The sequence below is a fragment of the Aureimonas sp. D3 genome (genome assembly GCF_001463805.1).
Taxonomy (GTDB): domain Bacteria; phylum Pseudomonadota; class Alphaproteobacteria; order Rhizobiales; family Rhizobiaceae; genus Aureimonas; species Aureimonas ureilytica_A.
On record NZ_BBWM01000052.1, the window covers coordinates 36,004 to 55,589 of the forward strand.

Sequence of the window (19,586 nt, forward strand, 5' to 3'; positions counted from 1 at the left end):
AAACTGATCGGTCATTCAATCAAGGCATTCGAGCTCAGCAGGACGGGAGCGACACGTTTTCCTACAAAAGTTTAAGCTCGCATCCATCATGCAACGCACAAATCAGAAGCAGAACGATCAAGCTTTCATCTAAGAATGCTCTGGCTTCCATAATATTGAACGATTGTTCAATAGACGTCTTGACAGATCCACGGAACGCATTTGGAATGGCTTCAAACCCGTTGATTGTTCCACCGATCAGCGACTGACATCGTGTATTTTGCGCCCGAGAGCTTTGGCTCTCTATGATCAGGAGCATACCGAATGATGATGTCCCGCCCCCTCGCCCTGACAGGCCTCGTTTTGGCACTGGCCGCTTCGGCACCACCGGCACGCGCCGCAGATCCGGCGAGCTGCCAGGCAGTTCGCTTCGCCGATGTGGGATGGACAGACATCACCTCGACGACGGCTTCGGTTTCCACTCTTCTATCGGCCTTGGGTTACAAGCCCAAGACGGACGTGCTGGCCTTGCCTGTCACCTTCGCCTCCATGAAGAACAAGGATATCGACGTTTTTCTCGGCAACTGGATGCCCACCATGGAGGCCGATCTCGCGCCCTACAAGAAGGACGGGTCTATCGAAACGGTGCGCGTCAATCTGGAAGGCGCCAAATATACGCTGGCCGTACCGACCTATCTCTACAATGAAGGCCTGAAATCCTTCGCCGATATCGGAAAGTTCTACGACCAGCTCGGTGGCAAGATCTACGGCATCGAACCTGGCAATGACGGCAACCGGCTAATCTTGAAGATGATCGCCGACAACAAGTTCGGCCTCGGCAAGTTCGAACTGGTAGAGTCCTCCGAACAAGGCATGCTGTCCCAAGTCGCGCGTCAGACGCGCGGTGAGAAGCCCGTGGTCTTCCTGGGTTGGGAGCCCCATCCCATGAACTCGAACTTCAAGATCTCCTACCTTTCAGGCGGCGACGATGTATTCGGCCCCAACTATGGTGGCGCGACGATCTACACCCTAGTTCGCAAGGGATATACGACCGAGTGTCCGAATGTGGGCAAACTGCTTTCGAATATCGTCTTCTCGCTGCCGATGGAAAACGAGATCATGGGCGCGATCCTGAATGACGGAAAGGCGCCCGAGGCCGCCGCGAAACAATGGCTCGCAGCCCATCCCGAGACCTGGAAGCCTTGGCTCGACGGTGTGACGACATTCGACGGAAAGCCAGCAGAGGCTGCCGTGTCCGCCGCTCTTTCGAAATGATCTGAGAACTGTCGCTCGGCCTGACCTTCAGGCCGAGCGCTCTTTTTGTTTTCGTGTACCCCTCGGGGCCGCTGACGCAGCGGTCACCGCCGCACCGTCTATAGTCTCCTGCCGGCCCTCTGGCGCTCTTCGCCTCTCATACGGCGCCGGCCTTTCATTTCGAGCCGAGACTCAAGGGATCATCCTGTATGCTCGATTGGCTGACCAATCATAAGATACCCCTCGGGGTCTGGCTTCGCGACCTCGTGAATGGCCTGACAAGCCACGCACAGGGCTTTTTCGACACGATCTCGCTCGTTCTAGGCGCGCTGATCGACGGCCTGACCGCAGGCCTGTCCTTGATCCCTCCGCTCGTCTTCATCGCGCTCGTCGCCGCAGGCGCATGGCTGCTTCACCGCTCGATCGGGCTGGCGCTTTTTGCCGTTTTCTCCCTGCTTCTGATCGTCAATCTCGGCTATTGGACGGAGACGATCCAAACCCTTTCCCTCGTCTTCTGCGCGACCCTCGTTTGCGTGCTGATCGGCGTTCCGCTCGGCGTCGTCGCAGCCCATCGCCCTTGGGTCTACACGGCCCTTCGGCCTTTTCTCGATCTGATGCAAACGATCCCGACCTTCGTCTATCTCATCCCCACGCTCGTGCTTTTCGGTCTCGGCGCTGTGCCGGGCTTGATCTCGACGGTCATCTTCGCCCTTCCGGCTCCCATCCGACTCACCTATCTCGGCATATCCGCCGTACCGAGCGCCCTGCATGAGGCTGGCAGCGCATTCGGCGCCACCAAGCGCCAACTTCTCTATAAGGTCGAGCTGCCACACGCTTTGCCGACCATCATGGCGGGCGTCACGCAATGCATCATGCTGAGCCTTTCGATGGTCGTGATCGCAGCTCTCGTCGGTGCTGATGGACTGGGCAAGCCCGTCGTGCGCGCCCTCAACACCGTCAATATCGGCATGGGCTTCGAGGCCGGGCTCGCCATCGTCATCCTCGCCATCCTTCTCGATCGAATCTGCAAGGCGCCCGAACCGCGTCGCGCAAAAGGACGTTGACCTATGGCCGAGACCACCCTTCCCGCGATCGAATTCCGTAATCTCGACATCGTCTTCGGCGAGCGGCGCGCAGAAGCGCTCCGTCTGGTCGATCAAGGCAAGACACGAGACGAAATCCTGCAGGCGACGAACGCCGTCCTGGGTGCGGCTGGTGTCAGCTTTACTGTCGATCGAGGCGAGATCTGCGTCCTGATGGGTCTGTCCGGCTCGGGCAAATCCACGATCCTGCGCGCGGTCAATCGGCTCAATGACGTGGCGCGCGGCGAGGTTCTGGTGCGACATCGCGAGCGCGCGATCGATGTCGCCGCCTGCGACGAGACGACCTTGCGCGATATCCGCACACACACCGTGTCGATGGTCTTCCAGCAATTCGCCCTCCTGCCCTGGCGCACCGTCCGGCAGAACGCGGGGCTCGGTCTGGAGCTGCAGGGCCTGCCCGTTGCCGAGCGCAACCGGATCGTGGACGAGAAACTCGCCATGGTGGGCCTGACGAAATGGGCCGACAAATACGCTCACGAGCTTTCGGGCGGGATGCAGCAGCGCGTCGGCCTGGCGCGAGCCTTCGCAACGAATGCGGATATTCTCCTGATGGACGAGCCCTTTTCGGCGCTCGATCCGCTCATTCGCACCAAGCTTCAGGACGAATTGCTGGAGCTGCAAAAATCCATCCGCAAGACGATCCTCTTCGTCAGCCATGATCTGGACGAGGCGCTCAAACTCGGCAACCGCATCGCCATCATGCAGGACGGCCATATCGTTCAATGGGGCCGGCCGGACGACATCCTGTTGAGGCCCGCGACGCCTTATGTCGCGGAGTTCGTGCGCCATATGAACCCGCTCAACGTGTTGCGCGGCTCCGCCGTAATGCGACCGCTTCACTCCTTGAAACGCGAGGGCGATATGCTGCTCCTGGACGATGCCGGCGGTGTAAGACTCGAAGTGGACAGTGCCGACCGGCCTGTCTGTGTTCGGATCGAAGGGCATGGCGGAACGCTCGGTCATGCCGATGGCGAAGAAGGGCGCGTCCCTCACGCCTGCGACGTCATCGTCGCGCCGGTCGATCTGAAGCTGCGTGCCGCGATCGCCCTGAAGCGCCAGACCAACCACCCTATCCTTTTGGTGGACGACCTCGGCCGCTTGGCGGGGCTTTGCGACAACGAGGAAATCTATCGCGGCCTGCTTCAACGAGCCGAACCGCGCGCCTGACGGGTTCGCGGCCTGGCGGCACCGCCTCGCGCGGGCCGCCCCCTATGCCGGACTGCCACGCCGCCAGTCGAAGCGCAGCTCTTCGCGAAAGGCAAAGCGAAGAATGTGATCGGCGACGACGCCTTCCAAGTGATCCAGCACTGTGTCTTCCGGGCTGCGGATCCTAATTTCGAGAGCCTCGTCCGTCGCATCCAGCACCAACGCCCCCGACGGAAGGGCAATCTCGCCGTGAGATGGCGTGAACTCGACCGCGAACTTGTGCGCCCAGTGTTTGCACAATTGCTGGAGATAGCGGCTGGCATGAGCGGTCGCGACAAGGGCGTTTCTCTCCGGCATATCGTGACCTTTCAATTCATATTCATAGTCACTTCATACATCCGGCTCCACTAGCTGTCTCGCTTTCTGAGCCGGTTTCGCAAGCACAAGAAGAAAGGCGCCGGGATCGCTCCCGGCGCCTTTCGCATGTTCACGCCTGCGTTGAGACGATCAGGCCTTGTTGCGGTTATAGACGTCGAAGCAGACGGCGGCGAGCAGGACGAGGCCCTTGATGACCTGCTGATCGTCGATGCCAATGCCCAGGATCGACATGCCGTTGTTCATGACGCCCATGATGAAGGCACCGACCACCGCGCCCATCACCTTGCCGACGCCGCCATAGGCAGAAGCACCACCGATGAAGCAGGCGGCGATCACGTCGAGCTCGAAGCCGACGCCGGCTTTCGGCGTGGCGGAGTTAAGGCGTGCAGCGAAGATGAGACCAGCCAGCGCCGCCAGAACGCCCATGTTGACGAAGGTGAAGAAGGTCAGGCGCTCGGTGCGAATGCCCGACAGCTTGGCTGCCTTCTCGTTGCCGCCAACGGCATAGATGCGGCGGCCGGCGGTCGTGCGCGTCGTCATGAAGCCATAGACCGCGATCAGTAGCGCCATGACGATCAGAACGTTCGGGAAGCCGTTATAGGATGCCATCAGATAGGTGATGAGCATGATCGCGGCGGCGATGAAGATGTTGCGGCCGGCGAAGAGCCCCATCGGCTCATCCACGTGGCCGGCTTTCGCCTGCTTGGCGCGCTTGCGCATCGACAGGATGACGATCGTCGCGGCGGCCACCGCGCCGATCAGAAGCGTCGTCATGTGGAGGCCACCCGTGCCGCCCAGAAAATCGGGGATGAAGCCCTTGGAGAGCTTCTGGAACCCTTCCGGGAACGGACCGATGGAGGCCGAGCCGAGCACTTTGAGCGTCAAACCGCGGAACACCAACATGCCCGCCAGCGTAACGATAAAGGACGGAACCTTGAAATAGGCGACGAGATAGCCCTGCGCGGCACCGATCAGCGCGCCCGCAAGAAGACCGATGCCCGCTGCCGTCAGGCCGCTGAAGCCGTGATTGACCATCAAGACGGCGCCGAGGCCGCCGATGAATCCCGCCACCGAACCGACCGACAGGTCGATATGCCCGGTGATGATGATGAGCAGCATACCGATCGCCATGATGACGATGTAGCTGTTCTGCAGGATCAGGTTCGTCAGGTTCAGCGGGCGCATGAGAACGCCGCCCGTCATGAACTGGAAGAAGGCCATGATGACGACCAGCGCCATCAGCATTCCGTATTCGCGGATATGGCCGCTCAGCACGCCCCAGGCGGCACCCTTGCCCCCGCCCCGCTCTGTCTCGTCGACGGTCTTAATGCTCATGGGTCTGTGCTCCGGAGCGAATGATGGCTCGCATGATGTTTTCCTGGGAGGCTTCGGCCGCCTTCATCTCCGCGACGATCCGGCCTTCGTTCATCACATAGATCCGGTCGCACATGCCGAGCAGCTCGGGCATTTCCGACGAGATCATGAGAACGGCCTTCCCTTCATCGGCCAGTTTGTTGATGATCGAATAAATCTCGAACTTGGCGCCGACATCGATGCCGCGCGTCGGTTCGTCGAGAATCAGGAGATCGGGATTCGAGAAAAGCCATTTCGACAGCACGACCTTCTGCTGGTTGCCGCCCGAAAGGTTGAGGGTCTTCTGCAAGATGCCGGAGGAGCGAATCTTGAGCTGGCGGCGGTAGTCTTCCGCGACCTCCTGCTCCTTGTGCGGATCGATGATGCCGCCCGAGCTGACGCCTTCGAGATTGGCGAGCGAGATGTTCTGCTTGATGTCATCGCTGAGGATCAGGCCGAGATGCTTGCGATCCTCGGTGACATAGGCAATGCCCGCGTCGATCGCCCGGTTGATGGTCGAGACATCCACGGGCTTGCCGCTCATGCGGACTTCGCCCGATACGTTGCGCCCGTAGGAGCGGCCGAACACGCTCATGGCGAGTTCCGTGCGACCCGCTCCCATCAGGCCGGCGATCCCGACGATCTCGCCCCGGCGCACGTTGAGCGACACGTTCTTGAGAACCTGCCGGCTGGAATTCAGATGGTGATAGGCGTTCCAGTCCTTCACCTCGAACAGCATCTCGCCGATCTTGGGGACGCGCTTGGGATAGCGATCCTCCAGCGAGCGTCCGACCATGTCGCGGATGATGCGGTCTTCCGAAATGGGCTCGGCGCGGCAGTCGATGGTGGAGACTGTCGTCCCGTCTCGAATGACGGTGATGGAATCGGCGACGCGCGCGATCTCGTTCAGCTTGTGCGAGATGATGATCGAGGACATTCCCTGCTTCTTGAACTCCAGAAGGAGATCGAGCAGTGCCTGGCTGTCGCTTTCGTTCAAGCTCGCTGTGGGCTCGTCCAGAATGAGAAGTCGCACCTTTTTGGCGAGCGCCTTGGCGATCTCGACCAGCTGCTGCTTGCCGATGCCCAGATCCTTGATCAGGGTCATGGGGGATTCTTTGAGACCGACCTGGGCCAGCAGTTCGCGCGTGCGCGCGTGCGCTGCGTCCCAGTCGATCACGCCCCATTTCGCCATCTCGTTGCCGAGAAACATGTTCTCGGCAATCGACAGAAGCGGAACGAGCGCCAGCTCCTGGTGAATGATGATGATGCCGAGCTTTTCGGAATCGGCGATGTCCTTGAAGGACCGCACTTCGTTCTCGAAGTGGATATCGCCCTCATAGGTGCCGTGCGGATAGACGCCCGACAGAACCTTCATCAGGGTCGATTTGCCGGCGCCGTTCTCGCCGCAGATGGCATGGATCTCGCCGGCCTGAACCGAGAGATTGACGTTATCGAGGGCCTTCACGCCCGGAAACGTCTTGGTGATGCCGCGCATTTCTAGAATGGGAGCCATCGGCGACCTCGAATTGAACGGGCCGAACCGGCGTCTCAGGCGCGGCCCCGATGAGAGACGGCGGGGCGGAACCCTTTGAAGGATACCCGCCCCGCCCGCATGCGATCTTACTTGATCTCGTCGGCCTTGTAGTAGCCGGTGTCGATCAGAGCCTGAGTCACGTTGTCCTTGGTTACGAGGACCGGCTTCAGGAGGTAGGACGGAACGGTCTTGACGCCGTTCTCATAGGTCTTGGTGTCGTTGACCGGGACTTCCTTACCAGCGGCCATCGCGTCCACCATGTCGACCGTGACCTTGGCCAGCTCGCGCGTGTCCTTGAAGATGGTCGAAGTCTGGTTGCCGGCGATGATCGCCTTCACCGAAGGCAGCTCGGCGTCCTGGCCGGTGATGACGGGCATCTTCTTGTTGCCCGAGCCGTAACCGACGCCGCGCAGCGAGGAGATGATGCCGATCGACAGGCCGTCATAGGGCGATAGAACCGCGTCGACATTCTTGTCGGTGTAGTAGGCCGACAGGAGGTTATCCATGCGGGCCTGCGCGACCGAGGGGTCCCAACGCAGCGTGCCGACCGTGTCCATGCCCTTCTGGCCCGACGGAATCACGAGCTTGCCCGAGTCCAGATAGGGCTGCAGCACGCTCATCGCGCCGTTGTAGAAGAAGAAGGCGTTGTTGTCGTCCGGTGAGCCGCCGAAGAGTTCGATGTTGAAGGGGCCCTTGCCGTCCTTCAAACCGAGCGAGTCAACGATCGAGCTGGCCTGGAGCACGCCGACCTGGAAGTTGTCGAAGGTCGCGTAGTAGTCGACATTGCCCGAATTGCGGATCAGGCGGTCATAGGCGATGACCTTGATGCCGCTGTCGGCCGCCTGCTGAAGGACGTCCGTCAGCGTCGTGCCGTCGATGGACGCGATCACGAGCACCTTCGCGCCCTTGGTGACCATGTTCTCGATCTGCGAGAGCTGGGTCGGGATGTCGTCTTCCGCGTACTGCAGATCGGTCTTGTAGCCGCGCTCCTGGAGCACTTTCACCATGTTGTCGCCGTCTGCGATCCAGCGGGTGGACGACTTGGTCGGCATGGCGATACCGACGACACCCTTGTCCTGCGCGAAGGCGCCCGACATCAGCGTAAGACCGAGGGCGACGCCCGCCGCCAGAATCTTCAGAGACTTCATGCTTCTCCCCTTTTGATGAACACACGCCGGTTCGACCGTCGTGCGAGTTCGCGACTGCCTCATCCCGGCCCTTCGGCTTGCGACGCTCGAAGGCCGCAGCATCCCTGATGGGCTCGGTGGAGACATTCGTATTGATCCCGGCGCGGCAGCTGCGCGCCGGACATTCGCGTGGCCTCGCGAAGAGCCATGCCGATCAGGCGGCGAAGGCGTGATCGGCGCAGACGGGAAGCCGGCGCCGATCAGACAGCTTACTTCAGCTGATCGGCCGTGTAGTAGCCGCTATCCACCAGCACCTTGACCGCATTGTCCTTGGTGATGAGGATCGGCTTCAGCAACTCGGCCGGGACGATCTTGACGCCATTGTCGTAGGTCTTGGTGTCGTTGACCTCGACCTGTTTCCCGCCGAGCGTCGCTTCGACCATGCCCACGGCGGCCTTGGCGAGATCGCGTGTGTCCTTGAAGATGGTCGAGGTCTGGTTGCCGGCGAGAATGGCCTTTACCGAAGGCAGCTCGGCGTCCTGACCGGTGATGACCGGCATCTTCTTGTCGCCCGAGCCGTAGCCGACGCCTTTGAGCGACGAAATGATGCCGATGGCGAGCACGTCGTTCGGAGCCAGAACCGCATCGACGTTCTTGTCGGTGTAGTGAGCCGACAGGAGATTATCCATGCGGGCCTGTGCGGTCGCCGCATCCCAGCGCAGCGTGCCGACGACGTTCATGCCGGTCTGGCCCGACGGAATCACGAGCTTGCCCTGATCGATATAGGGCTGCAGCACGCTCATCGCGCCGTTGTAGAAGAAGAAGGCGTTGTTATCGTCCGGCGAGCCGCCGAAAAGCTCGATGTTGAAGGGGCCCTTGCCGTCCTTCAGCCCGAGCGCGTCGACGATCGAGGTCGCCTGAAGCACACCGACCTGATAATTGTCGAAGGTCGCATAATAGCTGACATTCGGCGAATTGCGGATCAGGCGATCATAGGCGATGACCTTGATGCCGCTGTCGGCGGCCTTCTGAAGGATGTCGGTCATCGTCGTGCCATCGACCGGCGCGATCACCAGAACCTGCGCGCCCTTGGTCACCATGTTCTCGATCTGCGAGAGCTGGGTCGAGACGTCGTCTTCCGCATACTGAAGATCGGCGTCGTAGCCCTTGTCCTTCAGCGTCTTCACCATGTTGGCGCCGTCGGCGATCCATCGCGCGACAGACTTGTCCGGCATGGACACGCCGACGACGGCCTTGTCCTGTGCGGATGCTGCACCCGCAAACGCCATCGCGCCCAATGCCACCGCAGCCAGCAGCGTTTTCATCGTCTTCATTCTGTCCCTCCCGAATGAAACCGTCGCAACGGTTCCCTCACAGACATCACGGCCCTGACCCGCGCCGCCGATTCGAAGCCGGCCTCTCCTCGCCGAATTCGAATTTGTCTGACGATTATCCGATCGTCACCACAGCGACAACGGAATTCTTCCAGCCGCCTGATTTATCCTAAACCGAATATGCGGTCGTAGAGCAAGATGGTGCGATCGGCTCGTGCACGTATTTCTTGTATATCCATCCCAGGTTTGTAGAGCGAGGAGCCCAGCCCGAAGGCGCGGACACCGACCTTGGCGAAACCCTCGAAATCAGTCTCGGAAACGCCACCGACGACGCCGACTTCGCAATCCTTCGGCAGAACGGCGCGCACGGCCGAAACGCCAGCCGGGCCCAGGACATTGGCCGGGAAGAACTTGAGCGCCGAAGCGCCGGCCGCGAGCGCCTGAAAGGCTTCGGTCGGCGTGAAGACACCCGGCATCGTCACCATGCCATGCTCGCCCGCGCGCCGGAGAACGGCGGCATCGACATTGGGCGAAACCAGAAGACGACCGCCGACATCGGCCAGCCGATCGACATTCTCGACGGAGAGAACGGTGCCGGCGCCGATGTAATGCGCGTCCGTCCCCAGGCGCACGGCCTTGCCGATGGAATTGAACGCGTCCGGCGAGTTCAGCGGAATCTCGATCGCCTCGAAACCGGCCTCCATCAGCGTGGTGACGATGGCCTCGGTTTCTTCGGGGCGAATCCCCCGCAGAATGGCGACCAGCGAACGACGAAGCTGCGGCCAGGGAATGCGGGTAGCGGTCATGGACGATCAGCTTTCTTTGCTGAAAAGGGATATGGCGGCCTGGGCCAGCCCATGCCGCACACAGGAGTCGGCATCCAGTCGGCGGAACGTGCCCATGCCGATGGCCTCGAACGCGGCGACATAAAGATCGGCGATCGGGCCGGACGCGAGAAGGGCCGCCCCGTGCAGATCGCCATGGCGCTCTGCCGCGCCCGCGAGTTCCAGACCGAGCAACAGGCCCGAGAGGCGCGCGGCCTGATCGGTCGGCGCCGCCCCATGCAGGAGCCAGCCAGCCCGGATCGAAAACAGGAAGTTGGTGGCCAAGGCCGGCGCTTCGAAAGCTCTCCGCACACCATCCAGAAAGGCCGGGGTCGCGGCAACCGCCCCCTCGCCTTCCACCGCCTGCTTGAGAATGGATTGCGAGCGCAGCAGCTGAAACAATTCGCCTGTCATGAAGGTCGAAAAGGCTTCGATCACCCCGCCGGACAAGGATACCCATTTGGAATGGGTGCCGGGCATACAAACGAGGCCGGTGCGGTATCCTTCTGCGACGACGCCCAGAAGCTGGGTTTCCTCGCCCCGCATGACGTCGGGCTCCCAGGAGGCGCGCTGCGCCAGCCCCGGCAGGATGAAGACCGGACGCGCGATCCCCGGAACCTTGATCGCGCGCGCGCCGAGGTCGCCGAGTTCCAGCGGCGTTTCTAGATAGGCGGCTTCCACCCAGCCGGCGCGCGAGCCGACCATTCCGCATAGAATGGCGGGCGCATCGGGGCCGAGACCGAGCGCAGCCAGATGCTGCTCGAGCACCGTTTCGAAGCCCCGCTCGGCGGCTGTCGTCAACCCGTCTCGCGCGCGCGTCTCGTTGAGAACATTCCCTTTGCCATCGATGGCCCACGCGCGAAACGACGTGGTGCCCCAATCGACGGCGGCATAAGTCGGCAGCATGATCAAATCCGAACCAGCGGATCAGGAATTCCGCGTGCGTTGACATCGAGGACGAGCGTCATGCCGGCCTTGGGATCGGCCTGGAGATCGGCTTCGCTCATGCCCTCTCGGGCCGTCGTCACCAGGAGGCGATCGAGATCGGGACCGATGAAAGCCGGGCAGCTCGGGCGCGTCGCCGGCACGCGGATCGTGCGCACCCGGTCGCCTTCCGGGGTGTAGACGTCGATGCAGGAGGCACCCCAGCGCGCGCTCCAGATCAGACCTTCGGCATCCACGACCGCGCCGTCGAGGCCGCCTTCGCCGCCGCGATGATCGTAAAGAATCGATGGTTGGCCGATCGGTAGGCCGGTGTCCGGGTCGAGCGGCACGCGGTGATAGATCCCGGCATGGGTATCGGTGAAATACCCGAAGCGCCCATCCGGCGAGAAGCAGATGCCGTTCGGAATGGTGATCTCGGAATAGAGCTTGCGAACCTCGCCATCCCGGAACCAGTAGATCGCGCCCGCGCCCTCCTCGGCGCGACGCCCCATCGTCCCGATCCAGAGCGCGCCGGCGGGATGCACCCGCCCGTCATTGGAGCGCGTGGCCGGATTGTCGGATTCCAGCGGCGTATGCAGTTCCATGCGCCCGCTTGCGGCATCGCGCACGAAAAGCCCATCGGCGGTCGCTACCAGATGACGCCGAGCGTCGATGGGGGCGATGACGCTCCCCATCGACGGCAGATCATGGACGGTCACGGAACCGGCGGAGAGCCGCGCCTCGAACAGTTTGCTTTCGAGAATGTCGAACCACCAGGCGGTGTTGGTGCGACCGTCGTAGCACGGCCCCTCGCCTAGATGGCAGGATTGATCCGACAGGATCTCGATGGCGATATCGCTCAAGCCGCAAGCCCTCTCATGTTCCGTGCGCCGCTTAGTGGTTATCGCGGGGCACGCCGCGCGTCTGCGCGAGACGCTGGTATTGCACCGCGTTTTCGAGGACGGCGCCAGTCTCCATCTGGCCGACCAGCGTGCGCTGAATCTCCTGCCAGGGGGTCTGGTGATCCGGGTACTTGTAGCCGCCCTCGGCCTTCAACGCTGCGCGGCGCTCGGCCAGCTCGTCGTCGGAGATGAGGATATTGGCCGTGCCGCGTCCCAGATCGATGCGCACCCGGTCTCCGGTCTTGAGCACCGCGAGATTGCCGCCCGCCGCCGCTTCGGGCGAAGCGTTGAGGATCGAGGGCGAGCCCGACGTGCCGGACTGACGGCCGTCGCCGATGCAGGCGAGCGAGGTGACACCCTTCTTGATGAGGTAGTCGGGCGCGCGCATGTTCACGACCTCGGCCGCGCCGGGATAGCCGATCGGGCCGGCGCCGCGCATGAAGAGAACCGTGTTCTCGTCAATGCCGAGCGCGGGATCGTCAATCCGGTGGTGATAGTCCTCCGGACCATCGAACACGACGGCCTTGCCTTCGAAGGCGTTGGGGTCGTTCGGATTGTTCAGGTAGCGATCGCGGAACTCGGGGCTGATCACCGAGGTCTTCATGATCGCCGAGGAGAAGAGATTGCCCTTCAGAACCAGGAAGCCGGCCTTTTCCTTCAGCGGCTTGTCATAGGTCTTGATGACGTTCTCGTCTTCGATGATCGCGCCACGGCAATTCTCGCCGATGGTCCGGCCGTTGACGGTCAGTGCGTCTTCCTTGATCAGCCCTTGGGTCATGAGCTGATTGACCACCGCCGGCACGCCGCCGGCATGGTAGTAGTCCTCGCCCAGATATTCACCGGCCGGCTGGAGATTGACCAGCAGCGGGATGTCCTGACCGAACTTCTGCCAGTCGTCCACCGTCAGCTCGACGCCGATATGGCGGGCCAAGGCGTTGAGATGGATCGGCGCGTTGGTCGAGCCGCCGATGGCGGAGTTGACGCGGATGGCGTTGATGAAGGCGTCCTTGGTCAGGATGTCGGACGGCTTCAGGTCTTCGCGAACCATGTCCACGATGCGTAGACCCGTGCGGTAGGACACTTCCTGGCGGTCACGATAGGGCGCGGGGATCGCCGCCGAGCCGGGCAGCTGCATGCCCAGCGCCTCGGCGAGCGAGTTCATCGTGGTGGCCGTGCCCATCGTGTTGCAATAGCCGGTGGACGGCGCGGACGAGGCGACGAGCTTCACGAAGCCCGCATAGTCGATCTCGCCCTTCGCCATCAGTTCGCGGGCCTTCCAGACGATCGTGCCCGAGCCCGTGCGCTGGCCGCGGAACCAGCCGTTCAGCATGGGGCCGACCGAAAGCGCGATCGCTGGAATATTGACCGTCGCCGCCGCCATGAGGCAGGCCGGCGTGGTCTTGTCGCAGCCGATGGTGAGCACGACGCCGTCCAGCGGATAGCCGTAAAGCACCTCGACCAGGCCGAGATAGGCGAGGTTTCGATCGAGACCCGCCGTCGGGCGCTTGCCGGTTTCCTGGATCGGATGAACCGGGAATTCGATCGCGATGCCGCCGGCCTCACGGATGCCCTCGCGCAGGCGATTGGCAAGTTCCAGATGATGGCGATTGCAGGGGCTGAGGTCCGACCCCGTCTGCGCGATGCCGATAATCGGGCGGCCGGACTGAAGCTCTTCCTGGCTAAGGCCGAAATTCATGTAGCGCTCGAGATAGAGCGCCGTCATGTCGGCGTTTTCGGGATTGTCGAACCAGGCGCGCGAGCGGAGCTTGGTGTGGGCGCGCCCGTGCGCGGCGCCGCCGTTGGGGCTGGTGAGTTCGCTGCTCATTGGGTCTTTCCCCTGGTCTGTGTCAGGCCGACGCTCGTATGCTTTGGGCATGGACGAGCGCTGCGGTCAAATCGTCGAAAACTGAAAAGCGGAGCGGTGGCGATAGGTCGCCCCCGCATCGAGACGCGCCGACGGGAAATCGGGCCGGTTGGGCGTGTCGGGATAGAGTTGCGGCTCCAGGCAGAAGGCATCGCCCATGCGGTAGGACCGGCCGTTCTTGCCCGATATCGTCCCGTTCAGGAAGTTGCCGGAATAGAACTGCACGCCCGGCTGGTCGGTCCACAGTTCCATGGCGCGGCCCGACGCCCTGTCCTCGACACGGGCCGCCAGATGGCGACCATCGGCGCTTTCGCGGCTATCCAGGCAGTAGTTGTGGTCGTAGCCACGCCCCGTCAGGATCTGCGGATGCGCCTCGCGAATGCGCGCGCCGATCGCTCGCATCTCGCGGAAGTCGAAGGGCGTTCCGGCCACCGGCAGTGGGCCTCCCTCCGGGATCGATCCGCTGTCGATCGGCAGGTAGCGTTCCGCTGCAATCCGCAGATCGTGAGACAGGATATCCCTCGGCTCCAGCGCGCCGCCGAGATTGAAATAGGCGTGGTTGGTAAGGTTCACGACCGTCGGCCTATCGCCATTAACGGCGCGCAGGTCGATCTCCAGCGCGTTGGTACGGAGCCGGTAGGTCACATGAACGTCGAGCGCGCCGGGAAAGCCGCCTTCGCCGTCCGCGCTATGCCGACTAAGAATGACGAAGGGCACCTCGCCATCGCCGATCGCGTCGATCGTCCAAAGATGGCGATCGAAACCATGCTCGCCGCCATGGAGCGCATTGGCGCCGTCATTGGGCTCGACCTCAAAAGACTCACCATCCAACTCGAAGCGCCCGCCCGCAATGCGATTGGCATAACGACCGATGGTGGCTCCGAAGAAGCTGCGATGATCGACATAGCCGGCCAGATCTTCATGACCGAGAAGGATGTCCGCGACATGCCCGTTCCGGTCCGGCACCTTGAGCGCCTGAAGCGTCGCGCCATAGGTGAGGACCGAGGCCTCGAGCCCGTCACCCGCACGCAGCGTGACGATCTCGACCTCTTCTCCCGAGGCGAGCTTTCCGAACGAGCGCCGTGAAATGCCGACCGCCATCACCCTATTCCTCGATGAAGGCTTCGACCGCGCGGCGGCGGCCGAGAAGGAATGCGTCGGCGACGTGCTGCAGCGGCGATAAATCGACATCCAGCGCGCCCGTCTTCGTCAGTTCGACAAAGCGGCGATACAGGCCCGCATATTCCTGATCGGGCTCGTCCACCGTCAGGACGTCATCGATGAAGAGCTTCTTGCCGCCCTCGCGCAGGCTGAGCTTGCCCATGTCGGTCTCGACATGGATGCTCCATGTCTCGCCGCCCGTCTCGCGCCAGTCGAACTCCGCGCGAACCGGCGTCCCCAGCGCGTCGGTGAATTCCAGATCGGCCGCGATCGGCGCGGCGCGGTTTTCCGGGAAGGACAGGTCCGAGCGCAGAAGGAAGATCGGGCGCGGCAGAATGGCCGTGACGATCGACAGCGCATTGATGCCAGGGTCGAACACGCCGAGGCCGCCCGGCTGCCAGATCCAATCCTGGTTCGGGTGCCACTTGCGGACATCTTCCTTCCACTCGACATGAACCGAGCGAATGCCGGCATCCGCGAGGAAAGCACGCGCGGGCTCCACGGCCGAAGCGTAACGCGAATGCCATGTGGCAAAGAGCGTGACGCCCTTTTCCTTGGCCAGAGACACGAGCGGCGCGATCTCGCTCACCGTCGCACCCGGCGGCTTCTCGAGCATCACATGCTTGCCGGCGCGCAAGGCGGCCTCGGCCTGCGCATGGCGTCCCTGCGGCGGCGTGCAAAGGGACACGGCGTCCACCTCGCCGCCGACCGCCGCAAGGAGTTCATTCACGTCGGCAAAGGACGGCAGCCCGTCCAGCGAGGCGTTGCGGCTGGCGATGGCGACGAGATCGACACCTTCCACCTGGGCGATGGAAGGAACGTGCTGATCCCGTGCGATCTTGCCGAGGCCGACAATGGCGGTACGAAGCGTCATCCTGCGTCCCTCAAAGCGCCTTCACCGAAACCGGCGTCTCGCTGGCGCTCGCCAGCGTATTCACCAGCGGCAGGCGGAACGGGCGCGCGTCGATCTCGAACCGGTCCCCATTCTCGGTCTTGACGCCATGCGTCACCGACAGCGTGGCCGTTCCGAAGAAATGAACATGCAGATCGCCCGGCCGACGGAACAGATCATACTTGAAATGATGATGTTCCAGATTGCGGATCGAATGCGACATGTTCGCCTCGCCCGACAGGAAGGGCTTGTCGAAGATGACGTCGTCGCCGCGCAGGATACGAGACGTGCCCTCGACGCTATCCGGCAGTTCGCCGACCAGAAGCTCAGGGCCGAGCGAGGCTTCGCGCAACTTGGAATGGGCGAGCCAGAGATAGTTGCCGCGCTCGGTCACATGGTCGGAGAACTCGTTGGCGAGGCAGAAGCCAAGACGAAACGGCGTTCCGTCCGGGCCGATCATATAGATGCCCGCCAGTTCCGGCTCCTCGCCGCCATCCAATGCGAAGGAGGGCGAGGTCAGCGGCTCGCCAGGGCCGACGAGGCAGGAACCGTCGCCCTTGTAGAACCACTCGGGTTGCACCCCGACATCGCCCTCGGCCGGTTTGCCGCCTTCAAGACCCATGCGGAACATCTTCATGGAGTCGGTGACATGCTCGCCCGCGGCGGACTTGTGCATCTTGTCGCGGCCGTCAGCCGAGCCGAGATGGGTGAGGCCCGTACCGGCCACGATGAAATGCGCGGGGTCGGGATGATGGATGGGGAGACCGATCCGCCCTTCGGCCAGCGCCGCGTCGAGATCGACACTCTCGCCCTGCCCGGCCTGTGCGACCAGATCGGACAAGCTCTTGCCCTCACGGATCGCCGCGCCGGCCAGTTCGTAGACGGAGGCATATCCAGGAACGACATGCGCCGCGCCCGCATCGTCACTGGCGACCACGGCCAGATGGCCACCGAGTTTTACCTGAAGAAGTCGAAGTGCCATCGCAATACGATCCGATCGGTCGGGAGCCCGTCTCCAAGCCATCCTCGCGCCCGCGCAAGAAGGCTCAATTGTCTGCGTTATTTCGAAGGGCTCCAGTCTTGTCAATCGGCAGGCAGGCGCACGCTCCGGGACACACCGATAATTCGATGCTGCGCCGCGAAAGAACCGGGCGTTCTCTCGATGCGACTGGACATGCCCTTGACCGCGTTCTACCCCGGATCGCCTTCCCCTGCGATGCCGACGGGCCGACATGACCATGCCGACAGCTTCTTCCCCCCAGCCGAAGCTCCTGCCGTGGCGCGGGCATCTGAAGGCGACGTTTGCGCTCGGCCTGCCGCTCGTCGGCGCGCAGCTGGCGCAGATCTCGATCAACGTCACCAACACGGTGATGATAGGTCAACTCGGCGCGGCCCAGCTCGCGGCGGCGGTTCTCGCCACACAGACCTTCTACGTGTTCTGGATGTTCGGCTCGGGCTTTGCCTATGCGGTCATGCCCGTGGCGGCGGCCGCGCATGGCAATGGCGATGTGCGCGGCGTGCGCCGTTCAGTGCGGATGGGGCTTTGGGTCGTCATCCTCTACAGCCTTCTGGTGATGGTTCCGCTTTGGTTCACCGAAACCATTCTGGTGCATCTCGGTCAGGAACCGGCGATCGCGGCCGAGGCTGGGGACTATGTGCGCGTCCTGCAATGGTCCATGGCGCCCTATCTCGCGACCTTCGTGCTGCGCTCCTATCTCAGCGCGCTGGAGCGCCCGAATGTCGTGCTCGGGATCACGCTGCTGGGTGCAGGTCTCAACGCGCTGTTCAACTATATCCTCGTGTTCGGCCATTTCGGCGCACCGGCGCTCGGCCTCACAGGCTCGGGGATCGCCTCCGTTGGAACATCGATCGCAACCTTTCTGCTGCTCCTCGCCTATACGAGCCGAGCGCAAGGGCTTGAGGTCTTCGATATCTGGCGGCGCTTCCACGCGCCGGACTGGCCCGCCTTTCGAGAGGTGCTGCGGCTGGGATGGCCGATCGGCGCGACGATCCTCGCCGAAGTCGGCCTCTTCACGGCGGCGTCCGTGATGATGGGCTGGATCGGCACACTGGAACTCGCGGCTCACGGGATCGCGCTTCAGCTCGCTTCGATTTCCTTCATGATCCCGCTGGGTCTTGCGAGCGCGGCCACCGTGCGGGTCGGAACGGCTTTCGGTCGGCATGACGCGGCCAATCTGGAGCGCGCGGCGCGCATTTCCCTGATCGTGGCCGGCGTGATCTCCTGCACCGCCGCCATGGTGTTCTGGGTCGCGCCGGGACTCCTGATCGGGCTTTATCTCGACATGCGCCAGCCCAATGCGCAGGCGGTGCTTCAAGCCGCCATCCCGCTTCTGGCCGTGGCCGCCGCGTTCCAGATCGTGGACTCGCTCCAGGTGACGGCAAGCGGCATTCTGCGCGGCATGAAGGACACGCGCATTCCCATGTTCATCGCCGTCGCCAGCTATTGGCTGGTGGGAATGCCGGTCGCCTACGGACTGGCCTTCGTCGCCGGCTGGAAAGGGGTTGGCGTCTGGTGGGGACTGGCAGGAGGGCTCCTCGTCGCTGCCATTCTGATGAGCGCCCGCTTTGTCGGCCTGGAGCGAAAATGGCGGCAGGGCGCTACCGCCTAAACTGTCGCGAGACTGCTCCGACGTCGTAGCGTGACAATTTCACAACTTCCCTTGTCGGGAATCCTTCTACATTTACATCAATGGCGGGTCACGCCGCTGCGCGGTGGAAGGTGAGAATGACCCGAGGCCCTGATGACAAAGGCATGACCGGGTGCATTGAGCCGGTTCGACCATCGCGCGTTCGGAAACTGCTCTTGTGGCACGGGCGGACTTCAACAAGGACTTGAGCAAGATGCGGCAAGCAGATGGTCTGCGCGGAAAGCGTGTTCTCGTCGTTGAGGACGAGTTCCTGGTCGCGCTGGATCTGGAATGTGAACTCGCCGACTCCGGGGCAGAGGTCATCTGCGCCAGCACGCTGGGCCAAGCGACGGGCGTAGCGCAGTCCGGCCGTTTCGATGCCGTGGTGCTCGATCTCAATCTTCACGGCGAGACCTCCTATCCGCTTGCCGATTATCTGGCCGCCAACGATGTTCCCTTCGTGTTCCATACAGGACAGGGCGAGCAGAGTGTTCTCGCCAAGCGCTATCCAGGGGTCGCGGTTTGCAACAAGCCGTGCGACGGGCGCATTCTCCTGAAAACGCTGGAATGCGCGATGTCGGATCGATCGCCATCAGCCGCCAACAACGCGTGAACGCAGAGCTTCACGGGTGATTTCGAGAGCGAGCGCCTTGCCCCAGCCCACGCAAACCGCCTGTCCATCGGGAACCTTTCACTTCAGTATCCGTTGATGGATCGAGAGCATAACGCTCGGATCAGCAAGATCACATGGAGTCGATCGGCATGAAGAAGACACTTTTGGCTGCCGTTTCTGCGACGATGCTCCTGAGTGGCGCGGCCTTCGCGCAGTCTTCGGAAACGACCAATCCAGTTCCCGGCACCAGCGCGGGCGAGAATTCGGCTGTCCCGGCTGGCGCGGCCAGCACCGTTACCACCAATCAGGACGCCCCGAAGGGCGATACATCCGCGGCCGCGACCTCTGTTCCTGTTCCCGGCAATACGAGCGGCATCGACAGCACGCAACCCGTTCGCAAGCCCATGACGTCTGGCGATGCGACTTCGGTTCCGACCGAGACCAACAACCCCGTCCCCGGCACGAGCGCGGGCGAGAACTCGACCGTGCCGGCGAAGTAAGTTCGGATAGTCATCAAACGAGAAGGGCGGCCTTCCAGCCGCCCTTTTTT

Annotated in this window: 18 protein-coding genes; 6 read left to right on the forward strand and 12 right to left on the reverse strand. The window is 62.6% G+C overall.

Annotation, left to right across the window (positions count from 1 at the left end):
* The first annotated feature begins 306 nt into the window (after nt 1-306).
* The 3 genes from AUL36_RS15195 (at nt 307) to choV (ending at nt 3,503) form a co-directional block, all read left to right on the forward strand.
* Nucleotides 307-1,254, forward strand: coding sequence for a choline ABC transporter substrate-binding protein (locus AUL36_RS15195; RefSeq protein WP_374700780.1), 948 nt, complete (start codon nt 307-309; stop codon nt 1,252-1,254).
* Nucleotides 1,255-1,442: 188 nt separating this feature from the next.
* Nucleotides 1,443-2,297 carry a choline ABC transporter permease subunit gene (gene choW / locus AUL36_RS15200; RefSeq protein ID WP_062222104.1) on the forward strand — a complete coding sequence of 285 codons (855 nt, stop codon included), beginning with the start codon at nt 1,443-1,445 and terminating at the stop codon, nt 2,295-2,297.
* 3 nt (nt 2,298-2,300) lie between these two features.
* On the forward strand, nt 2,301-3,503 hold the full coding sequence (gene choV / locus AUL36_RS15205; RefSeq protein WP_058600470.1) for a choline ABC transporter ATP-binding protein: 1,203 nt from the start codon (nt 2,301-2,303) through the stop codon (nt 3,501-3,503).
* 42 nt (nt 3,504-3,545) lie between these two features.
* Here the strand turns inward: choV and AUL36_RS15210 are convergent, their stop codons facing one another.
* From AUL36_RS15210 to araD1, 12 genes are all read right to left on the reverse strand, one after another.
* On the reverse strand, nt 3,546-3,839 hold the full coding sequence (locus AUL36_RS15210; RefSeq protein ID WP_062222106.1) for a DUF2218 domain-containing protein: 294 nt from the start codon (nt 3,837-3,839) through the stop codon (nt 3,546-3,548).
* Nucleotides 3,840-3,989: 150 nt separating this feature from the next.
* Nucleotides 3,990-5,195, reverse strand: coding sequence for a multiple monosaccharide ABC transporter permease (mmsB, locus tag AUL36_RS15215; protein WP_058600468.1), 1,206 nt, complete (start codon nt 5,193-5,195; stop codon nt 3,990-3,992).
* Complete coding sequence (gene mmsA / locus AUL36_RS15220; RefSeq protein WP_062222108.1) at nt 5,185-6,726, reverse strand: multiple monosaccharide ABC transporter ATP-binding protein; 1,542 nt, start codon at nt 6,724-6,726, stop codon at nt 5,185-5,187. Before mmsA ends, mmsB begins: the two co-directional genes overlap by 11 nt.
* Nucleotides 6,727-6,833: 107 nt before the next feature.
* Nucleotides 6,834-7,895: a multiple monosaccharide ABC transporter substrate-binding protein gene (chvE, locus tag AUL36_RS15225; RefSeq protein ID WP_058600466.1), complete on the reverse strand. Its 1,062-nt coding sequence runs from the start codon at nt 7,893-7,895 to the stop codon at nt 6,834-6,836.
* Between the two features lie 248 nt (nt 7,896-8,143).
* On the reverse strand, nt 8,144-9,208 hold the full coding sequence (gene chvE / locus AUL36_RS15230) for a multiple monosaccharide ABC transporter substrate-binding protein (RefSeq protein WP_058600465.1): 1,065 nt from the start codon (nt 9,206-9,208) through the stop codon (nt 8,144-8,146).
* A gap of 164 nt (nt 9,209-9,372) precedes the next feature.
* A complete protein-coding gene (locus AUL36_RS15235) occupies nt 9,373-10,014 on the reverse strand; it encodes a 2-dehydro-3-deoxy-6-phosphogalactonate aldolase (protein ID WP_058633791.1) in 642 nt (213 codons plus the stop codon).
* Between the two features lie 6 nt (nt 10,015-10,020).
* Nucleotides 10,021-10,938, reverse strand: coding sequence for a 2-dehydro-3-deoxygalactonokinase (locus AUL36_RS15240; protein WP_062222110.1), 918 nt, complete (start codon nt 10,936-10,938; stop codon nt 10,021-10,023).
* Between the two features lie 2 nt (nt 10,939-10,940).
* The gene (locus AUL36_RS15245) at nt 10,941-11,819 is read right to left on the reverse strand and encodes an SMP-30/gluconolactonase/LRE family protein (RefSeq protein ID WP_058600462.1); all 879 of its coding nucleotides are present in this window, start codon (nt 11,817-11,819) and stop codon (nt 10,941-10,943) included.
* Between the two features lie 31 nt (nt 11,820-11,850).
* The gene (locus AUL36_RS15250; RefSeq protein WP_062222112.1) at nt 11,851-13,683 is read right to left on the reverse strand and encodes an IlvD/Edd family dehydratase; all 1,833 of its coding nucleotides are present in this window, start codon (nt 13,681-13,683) and stop codon (nt 11,851-11,853) included.
* A gap of 66 nt (nt 13,684-13,749) precedes the next feature.
* Nucleotides 13,750-14,823 (reverse strand): aldose epimerase family protein, encoded by a 1,074-nt coding sequence (locus AUL36_RS15255; RefSeq protein WP_062222114.1) that lies wholly within the window; start codon nt 14,821-14,823, stop codon nt 13,750-13,752.
* Between the two features lie 4 nt (nt 14,824-14,827).
* Nucleotides 14,828-15,757 (reverse strand): Gfo/Idh/MocA family protein, encoded by a 930-nt coding sequence (locus tag AUL36_RS15260; RefSeq protein WP_062222116.1) that lies wholly within the window; start codon nt 15,755-15,757, stop codon nt 14,828-14,830.
* A 10-nt stretch (nt 15,758-15,767) separates the two neighbouring features.
* Entirely contained in the window at nt 15,768-16,757 is a 990-nt protein-coding gene (araD1, locus tag AUL36_RS15265; RefSeq protein WP_062222118.1) for an AraD1 family protein, read from the reverse strand.
* 256 nt (nt 16,758-17,013) lie between these two features.
* Between araD1 and AUL36_RS15270 the strand changes: the two genes are divergently transcribed.
* The 3 genes from AUL36_RS15270 (at nt 17,014) to AUL36_RS15280 (ending at nt 19,536) form a co-directional block, all read left to right on the forward strand.
* Complete coding sequence (locus AUL36_RS15270) at nt 17,014-18,405, forward strand: MATE family efflux transporter (protein ID WP_244497142.1); 1,392 nt, start codon at nt 17,014-17,016, stop codon at nt 18,403-18,405.
* Nucleotides 18,406-18,637: 232 nt separating this feature from the next.
* Complete coding sequence (locus AUL36_RS15275) at nt 18,638-19,036, forward strand: response regulator (RefSeq protein WP_062222278.1); 399 nt, start codon at nt 18,638-18,640, stop codon at nt 19,034-19,036.
* Between the two features lie 134 nt (nt 19,037-19,170).
* Nucleotides 19,171-19,536 (forward strand): hypothetical protein, encoded by a 366-nt coding sequence (locus AUL36_RS15280; RefSeq protein WP_062222122.1) that lies wholly within the window; start codon nt 19,171-19,173, stop codon nt 19,534-19,536.
* Nucleotides 19,537-19,586: the final 50 nt, after the last annotated feature.